Origin of the sequence: Arenibaculum sp., assembly GCF_035998295.1 — a bacterium.
In the GTDB taxonomy this organism is placed as follows: domain Bacteria; phylum Pseudomonadota; class Alphaproteobacteria; order Azospirillales; family Azospirillaceae; genus DASYHS01.
In genome coordinates this window covers 18,830-32,545 of record NZ_DASYHS010000141.1, presented here as the reverse complement: position 1 = coordinate 32,545, position 13,716 = coordinate 18,830, and the positions used below count along the sequence as shown (strand labels likewise).

Below are 13,716 nucleotides of genomic sequence, written 5' to 3'. Positions count from 1 at the left end.
CACCAGCCCGGCCTGTTTCAGGACGCCGAGATGCTTGGAGACGGCCGGCTGCGACACCCCGGCCCGGGCCGTCAAGGCCCCGACCGTCTGCTCCCCCTCGCGGCACAGCCGCTCGAAGATCGCCCGCCGCGTCGGATCGGCGAGCGTCCTGAAGACCACGTCGTGAGCGTTCGGCATCGAGACCCATAACCCGTTGGCTATCGATCAAACCCATAACCAACGGGATATATGTGTGTCAAGCGGGAACGGCGGCACGGCGGCGCCGTGCCCCCTCCCCCTCCCCTGCTTGATTCGGGCGCGTCCAGGCCTCATAAACGCCCGGCCCGTTTTCCGTGGAGAGGACAAGTGGACCGCATCTTCTCTGGCATGCAGCCGACCCGCCAGCTTCATCTCGGCAACTACCTGGGCGCGCTGCGGAACTGGGTGGCGCTCCAGGACCGGTTCGAGAGCATCTTCTGCATCGTCGACCTGCACGCGCTGACCCTGCCCCAGGACCCCGCCGTCCTGCTCTCCAACACGCGCGAGGTCGCGGCGGCCTACATCGCGGCGGGCATCGATCCCGAGCGCTGCGTCATCTTCAACCAGTCCGCCGTCGCCCAGCACGCCGAGCTGTCCTGGATCCTGTCCTGCCACGCGCCGCTCGGCTGGCTGAACCGGATGACCCAGTTCAAGGACAAGGCCGGCAAGCACCGCGAGAACGCCGTGCTCGGGCTCTACGCCTATCCCGTGCTGATGGCGGCCGACATCCTGATCTACAAGGCGACGCACGTCCCGGTCGGCGAGGACCAGAAGCAGCACCTCGAGCTGGCGCGCGACATCGCCGGCGCCTTCAACCGCCATTACGCGGTGGACTACTTCCCGCAGCCGGAACCGCAGATCCTGGGCGAGGCGACCCGCGTCATGAGCCTGCGCGACGGCACGAAGAAGATGTCGAAGTCGGACGAGAGCGATTATTCGCGCATCAACCTGACCGACGACGCCGACGCGATCGCCCAGAAGATCCGCAAGGCCAAGACCGACCCCGAGCCGCTGCCCGATACGCTGGAGGCGCTGGAGAAGCGGCCCGAGGCGGACAACCTCGTCACGATCTACGCGGCGCTGGAGGGCTCCGGCCGCCAGCAGGCGCTGGACCGCTTCGCCGGGCAGACCTTCAGCACCTTCAAGTCGGCGCTGGTCGACCTCTCGGTGGCCCGGCTGGGCCCGATCACGGCCGAGATGCGCCGGCTCATGAGCGACCCGGCCGAGATCGACCGCATTCTGCGCCGCGGCGCCGACAAGGCCGGAGACATGGCCGCACGCCACCTGGGCGAGCTGAAGGACATCATCGGCCTGCTCCGGCTGCGATGATTCCGATCCTGGTCACCGGCTTCGGCCCGTTCGGCGACAACGCCGACAACCCGAGCGCCCTGCTCGCGCATGCGGTCCGCGACGAGCCCGGCGTCGTCGGCGCCGTGCTCCCCGTGACCTGGGACGGCGCGGTTGCGGGCTTCGCCGACCTGGTCGAGCGTCACCGCCCGGCGGCGGCAATCGCGTTCGGGCTCGCGGCCGGGACCGACCGCATCCGGGTCGAGCGCGTGGCCCTCAACCTCGACGACAGCGAGGCTCCCGACACTGGCGGCGAGGTCCGGCGCGGCCGGCGCATCGCCGGGGACGGCCCGGTCGGGCACTGGGCCGGGCTGCCGGTGGACGCCATGGTCGACGCGCTGCGCGCGGCCGGGCTGCCGGCGGGACCGAGCGCGCATGCCGGGGCCTATGTCTGCAACCACCTGTTCTTCTCGGCCCGGCACCGCTGGCCCGCCCTGCCCATGACCTTCGTCCACCTGCCGCCGCTCGGGGCGGGAGGGCTGACGCCGGAAGGGCTGCGTCTCGCCGCGCGCGTCCTGATCGGGGTAGCACGCGCAGCCATTGCGGGCTAAGGTAGCCTTCCGGTCCCCGCCTCGTCCTGGGCATGCAGATCTATCTCCCGATCGCCGAGATGTCGGTCAACGCGCTGCTCGTGCTGGCGCTCGGCAGCGCGGTCGGATTCCTGTCCGGGCTGTTCGGCGTCGGCGGCGGGTTCCTGATGACGCCGCTGCTGATCTTCCTCGGCGTGCCGCCCGCGGTCGCGGTCGGGACCCAGTCCAACCAGCTCGTCGCGGCCAGCGTGTCGGGCGTGCTGGCCCATTGGCGGCGCAACAACGTCGACCTGAAGATGGGCTGGGTGATGCTGATCGGGGGTGCCGCCGGCACCGCGATCGGCGTCGTGATCTTCGGCGTGCTCCAGCGCCTCGGCCAGATCGACGTCGTGATCTCGCTGTCCTACGTCGCGTTTCTCGGCGGCATCGGCTCGCTGATGCTGGTGGAGAGCGCCCGCGCGCTGCTGCGCCGCCGGCGCCCCGGCCAGCGACGCAAGCTGCACAAGCACACCTGGCTGCACGGGCTGCCGCTGAAGATGCGCTTTCCGCGCTCGCGCCTCTACGTCAGCGCCCTGCTGCCCGGCGGCATCGGCTTCATCGGCGGCGTCCTGGTCGCGATCATGGGCATCGGCGGCGGGTTCATGCTGGTCCCCGCCATGATCTACCTGCTGGGCATGCCGACGGCGATGGTGGCGGGCACCTCGCTGTTCCAGATCATCTTCTCCACCGCCATCGCCACCTTCCTGCACGCGGCGCTGAACCAGACCGTGGACGTCGTGCTGGCCCTGCTGCTGCTGGTGGGCGGCGTGATCGGCGCCCAGTTCGGCACCCGCGCCGGCAGCTACCTGCGGGCCGACCAAGCGCGCTTCCTGCTCGGACTGCTGGTCGTCGCCGTGGCCTTCAGGCTCGCCTGGGACCTGGTCGCCGTGCCCGAGGACCTGTACTCCGTCACGAACGCGGTCGCCTCATGACGTCGCGCGCGGTCCCCGGCCTGCGGCTGGCCGCCCTGCTCTGCGCCACGCTGGGGGCGCTGGCCGCGGGCACGCAGGCGTTGCGGGCCCAGGCGCTGGTCGCCGACCTGTCCCACCACCTGATCGCGATCACGACCGGGTTCACCGGGACCGAGGTCGTCCTGTTCGGCGCCGTCGACGGGCCGGGCGACGTCGCGGTCGTCGTCCAGGGTCCGCCGGACGACACCGTCGTCCGCCGCAAGGAGCGGGTGGCGGGGATCTGGCTCAACACCAGGAGGCTGGGCTTCACGCAGGTGCCGAGCTTCTATCGCGTCGCCACGACGCGCCCGCTCGGGATGCTGGTCGAGGATTCGGTCCTCCAGCGCCACGAGATCGGGCTCGGCTACCTCAACCTGGTGCCGGGCGAGCCGGCGCCGCCCGAGACCGTCCGCGAGTTCCGGGAGGCCTTGATCCGCAAGAAGCAGGAGGACGGCCTCTATTCGACCGAGCACGCCCAGGTCGCCTTCCTGGGCGAGCGGCTGTTCCGCACGACGATCTATTTTCCCGCGAACGTCCCGACGGGGGCGTATATTGTGAGCGTCTACCTGATCCGCGACGGCGACGTGGTCAGCGCGCAGACGACGCCGCTCGCCGTCAGCAAGATCGGGTTCAGCGCAGACGTGTACGATTTCGCGACGCGCCAGTCCCTGCTCTACGCGACCGTCGCCATTGTGTTCGCGATGGCGGCGGGATGGCTGGCCGGAGCGGTGTTCCGCAGGGTGTGAACCATGACCGACGGCACCGGACGGGAGCATCCGGAGAAATTCCCGCGCATCTTCCTGGTGGTCCTGGACGAGAGCGCGGAACTGGGCGTGGCCTTGAAATACGCGAGCTACCGCGCGCGCAACTCCGGCGGCCGGGTCGCGCTGCTGGTGGTCACGGAGTCGGCGGACTTCCAGCATTGGATGGCGGTCGAGGACATCATGCGCGAGGAGCGCCGGACCGAGGCGGAGCAGATCCTCCAGCGCCATGCCCGCGTCGTCAACGAGCTGACCGGGAAGATGCCGGGCCTCTACGTGCGCGAGGGGAACCGCCGGGAGGAGCTGCTGCGCCTGATCGAGGAGGAGCCGTCGATCTCCATCCTCGTGCTCGGCGCCGGCACCGGGCCGGAAGGCCCCGGCCCCCTCGTCAGCTATCTGACCGGCAAGGGCGTGTCCAAGCTGTCCATACCGCTGACGGTGGTGCCGGGCACGCTGACGGAGGAGCAGCTCCTGGTCGTGACCTGAGCGTGCCGCACGGCAGGGTGGCGGGAACGAGGCTTGATCCCCGGCACCCGCCGTCCCACCTTCGAGATAGCGACGCCGGCGCGGAGCCGGGACCGAGGAGAAGATCCATGTTCATCCAGACCGAGCAGACCCCCAACCCGGCGACCCTCAAGTTCCTGCCCGGACGCGACGTGCTCGGCCACGGAACGGCCGATTTCCCGAACGCCGAGGCGGCCCAGCGCTCGCCCCTGGCGCAGCGCCTGTTCGAGGTCGAGGGCGTCACCGGCGTCTTCCTGGGCTCCGACTTCGTCACCGTGACCAAGGCCGAGGACCGCGACTGGTACCTCCTGAAGCCGTCGATCCTCGGCGCGATCATGGAACACATGATGGCCGGGCTGCCGATCGTGCTCGAGGACGCGGGGGACGGCCATGCCGCCAGCGACGAGGACGACGAGATCGTCAGCCAGATCAAGGAGCTGCTGGACACGCGCGTCCGCCCGGCGGTCGCGATGGACGGCGGCGACATCACCTTCGAGGGCTTCGAGGACGGCGTCGTCTTTCTGCACATGAAGGGCTCCTGCGCGGGCTGCCCGAGCTCGACCGCCACCTTGAAGTCGGGCATCGAGAACATGCTCCGCCACTACATCCCCGAGGTCGTCGAGGTCCGGCAATCCGCCTGACCCCTTGAGCGAGGTAGCCCACTAGGGTTAACCTGTCCGTTCCGGCCAACCGTCCGCCCCGTCGGGGCGTCGAACGGCTGGCCGGTCCCGTTTCGGGACCGGCGGTGGAATGGACAGGGACGCTCGCATGGGTCATCCGCTCGGCTGGCGGCGCGTCTGCGCCGCCGGGGCGGCGGCCTTCGTTCTGGGGGCGGGGACCGGCGCCTGGCTGAAATGGTCGGCGCCCGCGTCATCCGACGCGCCGGCGGCCGTCGTGGTCGCGGTGGCGCCTCCCCCCGTGCCGCATCGGGCAGCCCCGGTCCAGGCCGTCCCGGTCGAGGCCGTCCCCCTTCAGGCCACCACGACCCAGCCCCCGCCCCGGGCGCTCTCCCTCGCGCTGCATGCCGGGGCTGGCGGCATGTGCAGCCTCGACGCCGTAAAGGCGGCCGACCTCGCCGCGGCGCTGGCGCCGCGGCTCGTGGCCACGCTCGTCCCGCTGCGCCGACCGGCGCCGGAACGACGGCCACCGCCCGATATGGCGCTGTGGCCCGGGGGCGTCGGCGCCTGCGACCGGGACGAGGCGCGCACCGCCAACGCCGCGCATCTTCTGGACCGCCCGGCCGCGCCTGCGCCGATCCCGTTGCGCGCGCCGCTGCACGAACCGGCCGCGCCGGAACCCGCCCCACTGGCGCCCCCGGTCCCGGCGCTGCCGCTCGTCGCGCTGGAACTGGTCGACATCGGGTCGTGCCGGCTGGCGTCCACGGTGCCGCCGAGCTGGAGCCGGCTGCCCGAACCGCTGCCCCCGCCCGACTTCGCGCCGAGCTACGCCCTGCTCGCGGCCGCGGCAGCCGCGGCGGTCGAGCCGTCGCCGGCCGCCCCCGGCAACGCCCCATCCAGCGACGAACCGCCGCCGGGCCCGACCCTCGACTCGGTGCTCGAAGCCGCCGCGGCCCAGGTCGCGGCGCTGGATGAAGCGGAACGGCAGGCCCGGCGCGCCGCACCCCGGCCGGAGCCGGTTCCGCTGCCCGTGCCCGAGGCGGAGATGGCCGAGGCGGAGATGGCGCAGGCGCCCGAGGCGCCCGCCTCCCCGCTCCCGGAACCCCCGCTGCCCGACATCGCGGAACCGGAGGCCTTCCCCGAAACCGTCCGGCACGCCGTGCGGATCGACCCGCGCCGGATCGACGAGGCCAGCGACCTCGGCCTCCCGGTGCCGCGGCAGCTCGTCGAGCGCCTGCCCCTCGACATCGAGAGCGCCGGCAGCATCGAGGAGCGCAAGATGCGCTTCCTGGCGGCCGTGCTGCCGCTGGTGCTGCACGTCAACGAGGAGGTGGAGGCGGACCGCCGGCGGCTGGAGCAGCTCGCGCAGGCGGCGCGGAACGGGCTGGCGCACGGCTACCGGGACGCGGCATGGCTGACCCAGCTCGCCGAGCGCTACCGCGCGCCGGAGGCGGCCGGCGGGGCCGAGGTGGACTTCGACGGGCTGCTGCGGCGGGTCGACGTCGTGCCGCCGTCGCTGGCCCTGGCCCAGGCGGCGGAGGAGAGCGGCTGGGGCAGGTCGCGCTTCGCACGCAACGGCAACGCGCTGTTCGGGCAGATCACGCTGGGCGAGGACGGGCTGATGCCGCGCGGCGGCCGGCCGGGGCGGGACTACCGGATCCGCGTCTTCGACCGCCTGCTGGACAGCGTGCGTTCCTACGTCCACAACCTCAACACCCACTGGGCCTATACCGGCCTGCGCGCGGCGCGGGCGGCCCAGCGCGCCGACGGCAGGTATCCCGACGGGCTGACGCTCGCGAGCGGACTGCTCAAGTATTCCGAACGCGGCCCCGCCTATGTCGCGAACGTGCAGGCGATCATCCGCGGCAACCTGCTGTACCGGCTCGACGGCGCACGGCTCCACGGCGAGGAGCCGGCTCTGTGGACGTATCTGCCGGCCGGCACGCGCGGCTGAGCGCCGGCGGAACTTGCCGAGTCGGCCGCGGTTCGCAGATCGGGGAACTCGCGGGTCGACGGGGCCGCCCGGCCGGCCTAGAAGATGCGCCGGCCCCACCCGGCGGCCCCACCCAGTGGCCCCACCCAGTGGCCCACCCAGCGGAAGGACACATGAAGATCCTCGCCCTCGACTGCGCGACCGGCGCCTGCTCCACCGCGGTGACGGCCGACGGCACCGTCCTCGCCCGGAGAGACGTGGCGATGGCGCGCGGCCAGTCCGAGGTCCTGGTGCCGATGGTGCTGGCGACGCTGGAGGAGGCCGGCCTCGGCTTCGGCGACCTGGACCGGCTGGCGGTCACGGTCGGCCCCGGCAGCTTCACCGGGCTGCGAATCGGCCTCGCGACGGCCCGCGCGATGGCGCTCGCCGCCGGCCGGCCCCTGATAGGCGTCACCACCTTCGAAGCCTTCGCCCATGCGGTCCCGGCCGGCCGGCGCGACGGGCGGACGGTGCTGGTGGCCGTCGAGTCGCGCCGGGCGGAGCTGTTCGTCCAGGGCTTCGCGCCCGACCTGGCGCCGATGGAAGCGCCCCAGGTGGCGCCGCCGGGCCAGGTCCGCCTGCCCGAGGGCCCGCTGCTCGTCGCCGGCGACGGGGCGGAGCGCATGGCCGGCGCCCTCGCCGCGCATCCCGACGCGAGGATCGCCGCCCAGGCCGCACCCGATGCCGCGGTCGTCGCCCGCATCGCCGCGACTCGGGAGCCGGGCGGCGGGATGCCGGGACCGCTCTACCTGCGCGCGCCCGACGTGACCCTGCCGGGAGGGACCCGCCCGTGATCCGGCCGGTCCGCCTCGCCGACGCGTCGCTGCTGGCGGAGATCCACGCCGACGCCTTCCCCGAGGACGCTTGGCCGGCGCTCGGCTTCATGACCCTCCTGGCCAATCCCGGCAACGAGGGGTTCGTCTCGATCGAGGAGGGCGGCCGGGCCGCCGGCCTCGTCATCCTGCGCACGGCGGCGGGGGAGACCGAGGTCATCACGCTGGGCGTGCGGCCGGCCATGCGCAACCGGGGTCATGGCGCGCGCCTGCTCGCGACCGTGATCGAGCGGGCGACGCAGCGCGGCGCGCAGACCGTCTTCCTCGAAGTGGCCGAGGACAACCCCGCAGCAATTCGTTTGTATACTAATAATAGTTTCGTGGAAGTCGGGCGCAGGCCCGGCTACTACCGTAGAAAGGACGGGCGCATGACGGCCCTGGTGATGCGCCGCGACATCATCGAGGCGGAACGCCGCTCCTCATGACGCGGACTTCCGTATCCTGAGGCGGTGGACGCCGCCGCCGCCCGGATCTTCCGCACCCAGGAATTCGACGGAATGGCCCAGTTCGGCGGCCGCCCGCGGTACATTCTCCAGCGGCTCGCCCGCGTTTAGACGCACGTCCAGGACCTCCCCCGGAGCCAGCCGTTCCAGACGCAACTTCACCTTCACAAAGGTTAACGGGCAAACGTCCCTGGTTATGTCGAGGAACTGTCCCATTGTTTTTTGGTCGCTCAAAGCCTGCTCTTCCGTCCGAATGAAACGTTATTGCACCCGGGCGCAATAAGACTTATACGTCAGATCGACAGCATCCAGGAGCAAAGTTGGATGAACGACGAGACACCCTCCAATGAACTGTTGTCCTTGACGACAGAGATCGTAGCGGCGCACGTGTCCAACAATATGGTGCCCGTTACAGACCTTCCCCAACTCATCGAACAGGTCTACAAGACCCTCGCCAACGTCGGCGTGGAGCCGGCCCCGGCGCAGGAGCGGCCGCAGCCCGCGGTGCCGATCAAGAAGTCGGTCACGCCCGACTATATCGTCTGCCTCGAGGACGGCAAAAAGCTCAAGATGCTGAAGCGGCATCTCAAGACCGCCTACGACATGTCGCCGGAGGAGTACCGGGACCGCTGGCAGCTTCCCCCCGACTACCCGATGGTCGCGCCGAACTACGCCAAGCAGCGCAGCAAGCTCGCCAAGCAGATCGGGCTGGGAACCCGCGCCCGCCGGGGCTCAGCCTGAGGCGCGGCCGGCCCCGACGGTCGGCCCCAAGAGTCGGTTGACCGCGGCGCATGCGTTTGTGATATGCCTGTCGCGCGACGCAACGCCCCCGCCCAGGCGGGGGTGCGTGCTGCGCCGACCGGGACCACTCATGAACGAGAGCATGGCCGACACCCTTTCCGAATCGCTCGGCCGGAGCGAGCCGGGCACCGGAAACCTCGAGGTCCGGCTGGCGGCGACCCCGGCCGAGATCGATGCGGCCCAGGCGCTCCGCTACCGGGTGTTCTACAAGGAGATGGCGGCCCGCCCCACGCCCGAGATGGCGGCGCTGCACCGCGACTTCGACGCCTTCGACGGGCTGTGCGACCACCTGCTGGTGATCGACCACAACCTGCCGCCCGGGCCGGGCCGGGTGGTCGGGACCTACCGGCTGATCCGCAGGTCCGCCGCCGACCGCGCGGGGCGCTTCTACTCCGAGGACGAGTACGACATCTCGCATCTGCTCGACTATCCCGGCGAGATCCTCGAGCTGGGACGGTCCTGCGTCGACGCGCGCTACCGTACGCGCCCGACGATGCAGCTCCTGTGGCGCGGCATCGCCGCCTACGTGTTCCAGCACGACATCGCCCTGATGTTCGGCTGCGCGAGCCTGCCGGGCACCGACCCGGGGGCGCTGGCGCTGCCGCTGTCCTACCTCTACTACCACCATCTGGCGCCGCCGGCGCTGCGGCCGGTGGCGGTGCCCGAGCGCTACGGCCGCATGAGCCTGCTGGAAGAGCACCAGATCGACGTCAAGGCCGCGCTCAACCTGCTGCCGCCGCTGATCAAGGGCTACCTGCGCCTCGGCGGCTTCGTCGGCGACGGCGCCGTCATCGACCACCAGTTCAACACCACCGACGTCTGCATCGTCGTCAAGACCGAGCTCGTGACCGAGAAGTACTACCGCCACTACGAGCGTCGGCGCGACGACGCGGCGTCGTGAGCCGCGCGGCCGCCATGCGCCTGGGCTCCCCCTTCCTCGGCGCCGCCAGGCTCGCGGCCTATCTCGCGTTCACGCTGGCGCTGATCCCGGTCCAGGCCGTGCTCGTCGCGACGGGCTCGCGCTTTCGCGACCGGCTGCCGTACCGCTACCACCGGATATGCGCGCGGCTGCTGGGGATCGCGCTGGACGTGGTCGGCCGCCCGTCGGCGGACCGGCCGATGCTCGTCGTCTCCAACCACTCCTCCTATCTCGACATCGTCGTCCTGGGCGGCCTCGTCCCCGGCTCCTTCGTCGCCAAGACCGAAGTCGGCGCCTGGCCGTTCTTCGGCCTGCTCGCCAAGCTGCAGCGAACGGTCTTCGTCGACCGCAAGGTCCGCAACGCCGCGGCCCATCGCGACGACATGCGCGCGCGCATCGAGGCCGGGGACGTGCTGATCCTGTTTCCGGAGGGCACCAGCAGCGACGGCAACCGTACCCTGCCCTTCAAGACGGCGCTGTTCAGCGTCGCCGGGACCCGGGCCGGCGACCGCCCGGTCACGGTCCAGCCCGTGTCGGTGGCCGCCACCCGGCTGGACGGCATCCCGCTCGGCCGGGGGCTGCGCCCGCTCTACGCCTGGTACGGCGACATGGACCTGGTGGGCCATCTGTGGCGCATGGTCGGGCTGGGCCGGCTGACGGTGCGCGTGCAGTTCCACGACCCGGTCACGGTCGACGACTTCCCGAGCCGCAAGGCGCTCGGGGAGCATTGCTGGCAGGTGATCGCCGGCGGCGTGGCCGCCGCCGTCTCCGGCCGGCCCGCCCCGGAGCCCGTGCCGGCCGCTCCTGCACCCGCTCCCCAGGCCGCTCCCCCGGCCGCCGAAGCCCGGGAGAACGGGCCCGTCGGGGCCCCGGGCGCCGTCCCCGGCTGAGCGCGCCGGGACGATTCCCGCCCGGCCGCTGTTGACTCCGGAGCGGCGGGTGATGTTACTGTCGGCCGGCGCCGCGCGACCCTCCGGGTCGGGCGCCATTTGCCGTTCGCGGACATGAAACAGGAACCGGACAGGCGCTCAGGACCGCGCATTTGAAAAAGAAGCTCTTCATCAAGACCTGGGGCTGCCAGATGAACGTCTACGACTCCGCCCGCATGGCGGATGTCCTGGCACCCCTGGGCTACCAGACGTCGGACGGCCCCGAAGGCGCCGACATGGTGATCCTCAACACCTGCCATATCCGGGAAAAAGCGTCGGAGAAGGTCTTCTCCGAGCTCGGCCGCCTGCGCCGGGAGAAGGCCCTGCGCGAGACCGGGGGCGAGCGGATGATCATCGCCGTCGCCGGCTGCGTCGCCCAGGCCGAGGGCGAGGAGATCATGGCGCGGGCACCCTATGTCGACATGGTCTTCGGCCCGCAGACCTATCACTCCCTGCCCGAGATGGTGGCGAAGCTCGCCCGCGGGGCGGGCGAGCGCGTGCTCAACACCGACTTCCCGGTCGAGAGCAAGTTCGACCTGCTGCCGGAGGAGCGCGCGCCGCAGGGCGTGTCCGCCTTCCTGTCGATCCAGGAAGGCTGCGACAAGTTCTGCACCTTCTGCGTCGTCCCGTATACCCGCGGGGCCGAGTTCTCGCGCCCGGCCGGGGCGGTGATCGCGGAGGCGCGCCGGCTGGTCGCGGGCGGTGCCCGCGAGATCACGCTGCTCGGCCAGAACGTCAACGCCTGGCACGGCGCGGCTCCCGGGGAGACCGGGGCCGCCTGGGGCTTGGGCCGGCTGGCGCGCGAGCTGGCCGGGATCGACGGGCTGGAGCGCATCCGCTACACCACGTCCCATCCCCTGGACATGGACGACGACCTGATCGCCGCCCATGGCGAGGTCCCGGCGCTGATGCCCTTCGTGCACCTGCCGGTGCAGAGCGGCTCGGACCGCATCCTCGCGGCCATGAACCGCAAGCACCGCGCGGACGACTATCGCCGCATCGTCGAGCGCATGCGCGCGGCGCGGCCCGACCTCGCCCTGTCCTCCGACTTCATCGTCGGCTTCCCGGGCGAGACCGACGCCGACTTCGCCGAGACGCTCCGCCTCGTCGGCGACGTCGGCTACGCGCAGGCCTACAGCTTCAAGTACAGCCCGCGGCCAGGGACGCCGGCCGCGGCCGCCGCCGGCCGCCAGGTGGACGAGGCCGTGAAGGAGGAGCGCTTGGCCGCGCTGCAGCAGCTCCTGAACGCGCAGCAGGTCGCCTTCAACCAGTCCATGGTCGGACGCACCGTGCCCGTCCTGCTGGACCGGCGGGGCCGGCGCGCCGGCCAGCTCCTGGGGCGCAGCCCCTGGATGCAGTCGGTCCCGGTCGAAGCTCCCGGGCGGTTGCTCGGCAGCACGGTCGAGGTCGAGATCACCGCCGCCCGCGCCAACAGCCTGGCCGGAACCCTCGCGGCCGCCGGAACGGCGGCTGTCCCCCAACCCAGTGCCGTGGAGGCCACCGTCGTGGAGGCTGCCGTTTGACCGGCGTTCCTGACCGCCGCATCGACCTTCAGTTCGACGATAACCGGCTGCTGGCGCTGCTCTACGGAGAGCACGACAGCCACCTCGCCCGCATCGAGACGCAGCTCGGCGTCTCCCTGATCAGCCGCGGCAACCGGCTGACCATCGCGGGGCCGCCCGAATCGGCCGAATCGGCCCGCAGCGCGATCGAGGCGCTCTGGGAGCGCCTGAAGCAGAACATGACCGTCGGCCCCGGCGAGGTCGACGCGGCGCTGCGGATGGCGACCACGCCGGTCGGCGTCGGCGACAGGGACACCGTGATGGCGGCCATCACGCGGCCCGACTTCAACGTCAAGACGCGCCGCCGGTCGATCTCGCCGCGCAGCGCGACCCAGGCCACCTACCTGAAGGCGCTGCAGGACAGCGAGCTGGTGTTCGGGCTGGGGCCGGCGGGCACGGGCAAGACCTACCTCGCCGTGGCGCAGGCGGTGTCGATGCTGACCTCTGGCCAGGTCGACCGGATCATCCTGTCGCGGCCCGCCGTCGAGGCGGGCGAGCGGCTGGGCTTCCTGCCCGGCGACCTGCGCGAGAAGGTCGATCCCTATCTGCGGCCGCTCTACGACGCGCTGTACGACATGATGCCGGCCGAGCAGGTGGCCAAGCGGCTCGCCAGCGGCGAGATCGAGGTCGCCCCCCTCGCCTTCATGCGCGGGCGCACGCTGGCCAACGCCTACGTGATCCTGGACGAGGCCCAGAATACGACGCCGATGCAGATGAAGATGTTCCTGACCCGGCTGGGGGAGAACGGGCGCATGGCGATCACCGGCGACATCACCCAGATCGACCTGCCCTCGGGCACCCGCTCGGGACTGAAGGAGGCGATGGGCATCCTCCAGGGCGTCGAGGGCGTCAGCTTCGTCCAGTTCACCGAGGCCGACGTCGTGCGCCACCCGCTGGTCGGGCGCATCGTGCGCGCCTACGACGAGCACGACCGGAAGGCCGGCGGGTGAGCGCGACCGACGTCGACGTCAACGTCGCGATCGACGAGGAGGCCTGGGAGCGCCGGCCCGGGCTCGCCGACCGCCTCGCCGGGGCGGCCCGGGCCGCCTGGGCCGCCGCCGACCGCCCGCCCCGCCTGGAAGGGGCGGCGAGCGGGGCCGAGATCGGCATCGTGCTGGCCGACGACGCGCTGGTCCACCGGCTGAACCGGGACTACCGCGGCAAGGACAAGCCGACCAACGTGCTCTCCTTCGCGCTGCTGGACGACGAGGACGAGGAGGTGGAAGCGGTCGCCGGCGCCCCCATATTGGTCGGCGACGTGATCCTCGCCCATGGGACCGTCGAGGCGGAATCGGACGCCCAGGGCAAGACCCTGGACGACCACGCGACCCACCTCGTAGTCCATGGCGTTTTGCATCTTCTCGGTTATGATCATGAGACCGATGAGGATGCCGACCGAATGGAGCGCCTCGAGGCGCGGATTCTCGACGGGCTCGGCATCGCCGACCCCTACATGGACGGCATGCGCCCCGAACCCCGACCCGAATGACG

17 protein-coding genes are annotated in these 13,716 nt (G+C 71.5%); 15 read left to right on the top strand and 2 right to left on the bottom strand.

Annotated features, from left to right (window positions below):
• Nucleotides 1-177: ArsR/SmtB family transcription factor (locus VGO20_RS13740; RefSeq protein WP_327502927.1), on the bottom strand; the 177-nt coding region annotated here is incomplete at its 3' end.
• 168 nt (nt 178-345) lie between these two features.
• Between VGO20_RS13740 and trpS the strand changes: the two genes are divergently transcribed.
• From trpS to rimI, 9 genes are all read left to right on the top strand, one after another.
• Nucleotides 346-1,347, top strand: coding sequence for a tryptophan--tRNA ligase (gene trpS / locus VGO20_RS13735; RefSeq protein ID WP_327502925.1), 1,002 nt, complete (start codon nt 346-348; stop codon nt 1,345-1,347).
• The gene (locus VGO20_RS13730; RefSeq protein ID WP_327502924.1) at nt 1,344-1,916 is read left to right on the top strand and encodes a pyroglutamyl-peptidase I; all 573 of its coding nucleotides are present in this window, start codon (nt 1,344-1,346) and stop codon (nt 1,914-1,916) included. The genes trpS and VGO20_RS13730 overlap by 4 nt, the downstream gene beginning before the upstream one ends.
• A gap of 32 nt (nt 1,917-1,948) precedes the next feature.
• Nucleotides 1,949-2,866, top strand: a complete 918-nt coding sequence (locus VGO20_RS13725) for a sulfite exporter TauE/SafE family protein (RefSeq protein WP_327502923.1) — start codon at nt 1,949-1,951, stop codon at nt 2,864-2,866.
• Entirely contained in the window at nt 2,863-3,630 is a 768-nt protein-coding gene (locus tag VGO20_RS13720; protein ID WP_327502922.1) for a TIGR02186 family protein, read from the top strand. Before VGO20_RS13725 ends, VGO20_RS13720 begins: the two co-directional genes overlap by 4 nt.
• Before the next feature lie 3 nt (nt 3,631-3,633).
• Nucleotides 3,634-4,131: a universal stress protein gene (locus tag VGO20_RS13715; RefSeq protein ID WP_327502921.1), complete on the top strand. Its 498-nt coding sequence runs from the start codon at nt 3,634-3,636 to the stop codon at nt 4,129-4,131.
• Between the two features lie 107 nt (nt 4,132-4,238).
• Nucleotides 4,239-4,790 carry a NifU family protein gene (locus tag VGO20_RS13710; RefSeq protein WP_327502920.1) on the top strand — a complete coding sequence of 184 codons (552 nt, stop codon included), beginning with the start codon at nt 4,239-4,241 and terminating at the stop codon, nt 4,788-4,790.
• A 127-nt stretch (nt 4,791-4,917) separates the two neighbouring features.
• On the top strand, nt 4,918-6,720 hold the full coding sequence (locus VGO20_RS13705) for a glucosaminidase domain-containing protein (protein ID WP_327502919.1): 1,803 nt from the start codon (nt 4,918-4,920) through the stop codon (nt 6,718-6,720).
• A 152-nt stretch (nt 6,721-6,872) separates the two neighbouring features.
• The gene (gene tsaB / locus VGO20_RS13700) at nt 6,873-7,532 is read left to right on the top strand and encodes a tRNA (adenosine(37)-N6)-threonylcarbamoyltransferase complex dimerization subunit type 1 TsaB (RefSeq protein WP_327502918.1); all 660 of its coding nucleotides are present in this window, start codon (nt 6,873-6,875) and stop codon (nt 7,530-7,532) included.
• On the top strand, nt 7,529-7,996 hold the full coding sequence (gene rimI, locus VGO20_RS13695) for a ribosomal protein S18-alanine N-acetyltransferase (RefSeq protein ID WP_327502917.1): 468 nt from the start codon (nt 7,529-7,531) through the stop codon (nt 7,994-7,996). The genes tsaB and rimI overlap by 4 nt, the downstream gene beginning before the upstream one ends.
• Here the strand turns inward: rimI and VGO20_RS13690 are convergent.
• Nucleotides 7,991-8,248 (bottom strand): sulfurtransferase TusA family protein, encoded by a 258-nt coding sequence (locus VGO20_RS13690; RefSeq protein ID WP_327502916.1) that lies wholly within the window; start codon nt 8,246-8,248, stop codon nt 7,991-7,993. The genes rimI and VGO20_RS13690 overlap by 6 nt on opposite strands.
• Nucleotides 8,249-8,338: 90 nt before the next feature.
• On the opposite strand from VGO20_RS13690, the gene VGO20_RS13685 reads away from it, so the two are divergent.
• The 6 genes from VGO20_RS13685 (at nt 8,339) to ybeY (ending at nt 13,714) form a co-directional block, all read left to right on the top strand.
• Nucleotides 8,339-8,755, top strand: coding sequence for a Ros/MucR family transcriptional regulator (locus VGO20_RS13685; protein ID WP_327502915.1), 417 nt, complete (start codon nt 8,339-8,341; stop codon nt 8,753-8,755).
• Between the two features lie 130 nt (nt 8,756-8,885).
• Nucleotides 8,886-9,716, top strand: coding sequence for a GNAT family N-acetyltransferase (locus VGO20_RS13680; protein ID WP_327502914.1), 831 nt, complete (start codon nt 8,886-8,888; stop codon nt 9,714-9,716).
• Complete coding sequence (locus VGO20_RS13675) at nt 9,713-10,624, top strand: lysophospholipid acyltransferase family protein (RefSeq protein ID WP_327502913.1); 912 nt, start codon at nt 9,713-9,715, stop codon at nt 10,622-10,624. Before VGO20_RS13680 ends, VGO20_RS13675 begins: the two co-directional genes overlap by 4 nt.
• Nucleotides 10,625-10,776: 152 nt before the next feature.
• Nucleotides 10,777-12,186, top strand: a complete 1,410-nt coding sequence (miaB, locus tag VGO20_RS13670) for a tRNA (N6-isopentenyl adenosine(37)-C2)-methylthiotransferase MiaB (RefSeq protein ID WP_327502912.1) — start codon at nt 10,777-10,779, stop codon at nt 12,184-12,186.
• On the top strand, nt 12,183-13,175 hold the full coding sequence (locus VGO20_RS13665; RefSeq protein ID WP_327502911.1) for a PhoH family protein: 993 nt from the start codon (nt 12,183-12,185) through the stop codon (nt 13,173-13,175). Before miaB ends, VGO20_RS13665 begins: the two co-directional genes overlap by 4 nt.
• A complete protein-coding gene (gene ybeY, locus VGO20_RS13660) occupies nt 13,172-13,714 on the top strand; it encodes an rRNA maturation RNase YbeY (RefSeq protein WP_327502910.1) in 543 nt (180 codons plus the stop codon). Before VGO20_RS13665 ends, ybeY begins: the two co-directional genes overlap by 4 nt.
• The last annotated feature ends 2 nt before the right edge of the window (nt 13,715-13,716 follow it).

Excerpts from the sequence above, each read along its gene's own strand:
- VGO20_RS13730 (WP_327502924.1), top strand. The coding sequence starts at position 1,344 with ATGATTCCGATCCTGGTCACCGGCTTCGGCCCGTTCGGCGACAACGCC.
- VGO20_RS13725 (WP_327502923.1), top strand. The coding sequence starts at position 1,949 with ATGCAGATCTATCTCCCGATCGCCGAGATGTCGGTCAACGCGCTGCTC.
- VGO20_RS13720 (WP_327502922.1), top strand. The coding sequence starts at position 2,863 with ATGACGTCGCGCGCGGTCCCCGGCCTGCGGCTGGCCGCCCTGCTCTGC.
- VGO20_RS13715 (WP_327502921.1), top strand. The coding sequence starts at position 3,634 with ATGACCGACGGCACCGGACGGGAGCATCCGGAGAAATTCCCGCGCATC.
- VGO20_RS13710 (WP_327502920.1), top strand. The coding sequence starts at position 4,239 with ATGTTCATCCAGACCGAGCAGACCCCCAACCCGGCGACCCTCAAGTTC.
- VGO20_RS13705 (WP_327502919.1), top strand. The coding sequence starts at position 4,918 with ATGGGTCATCCGCTCGGCTGGCGGCGCGTCTGCGCCGCCGGGGCGGCG.
- tsaB (WP_327502918.1), top strand. The coding sequence starts at position 6,873 with ATGAAGATCCTCGCCCTCGACTGCGCGACCGGCGCCTGCTCCACCGCG.
- VGO20_RS13685 (WP_327502915.1), top strand. The coding sequence starts at position 8,339 with ATGAACGACGAGACACCCTCCAATGAACTGTTGTCCTTGACGACAGAG.
- VGO20_RS13680 (WP_327502914.1), top strand. The coding sequence starts at position 8,886 with ATGAACGAGAGCATGGCCGACACCCTTTCCGAATCGCTCGGCCGGAGC.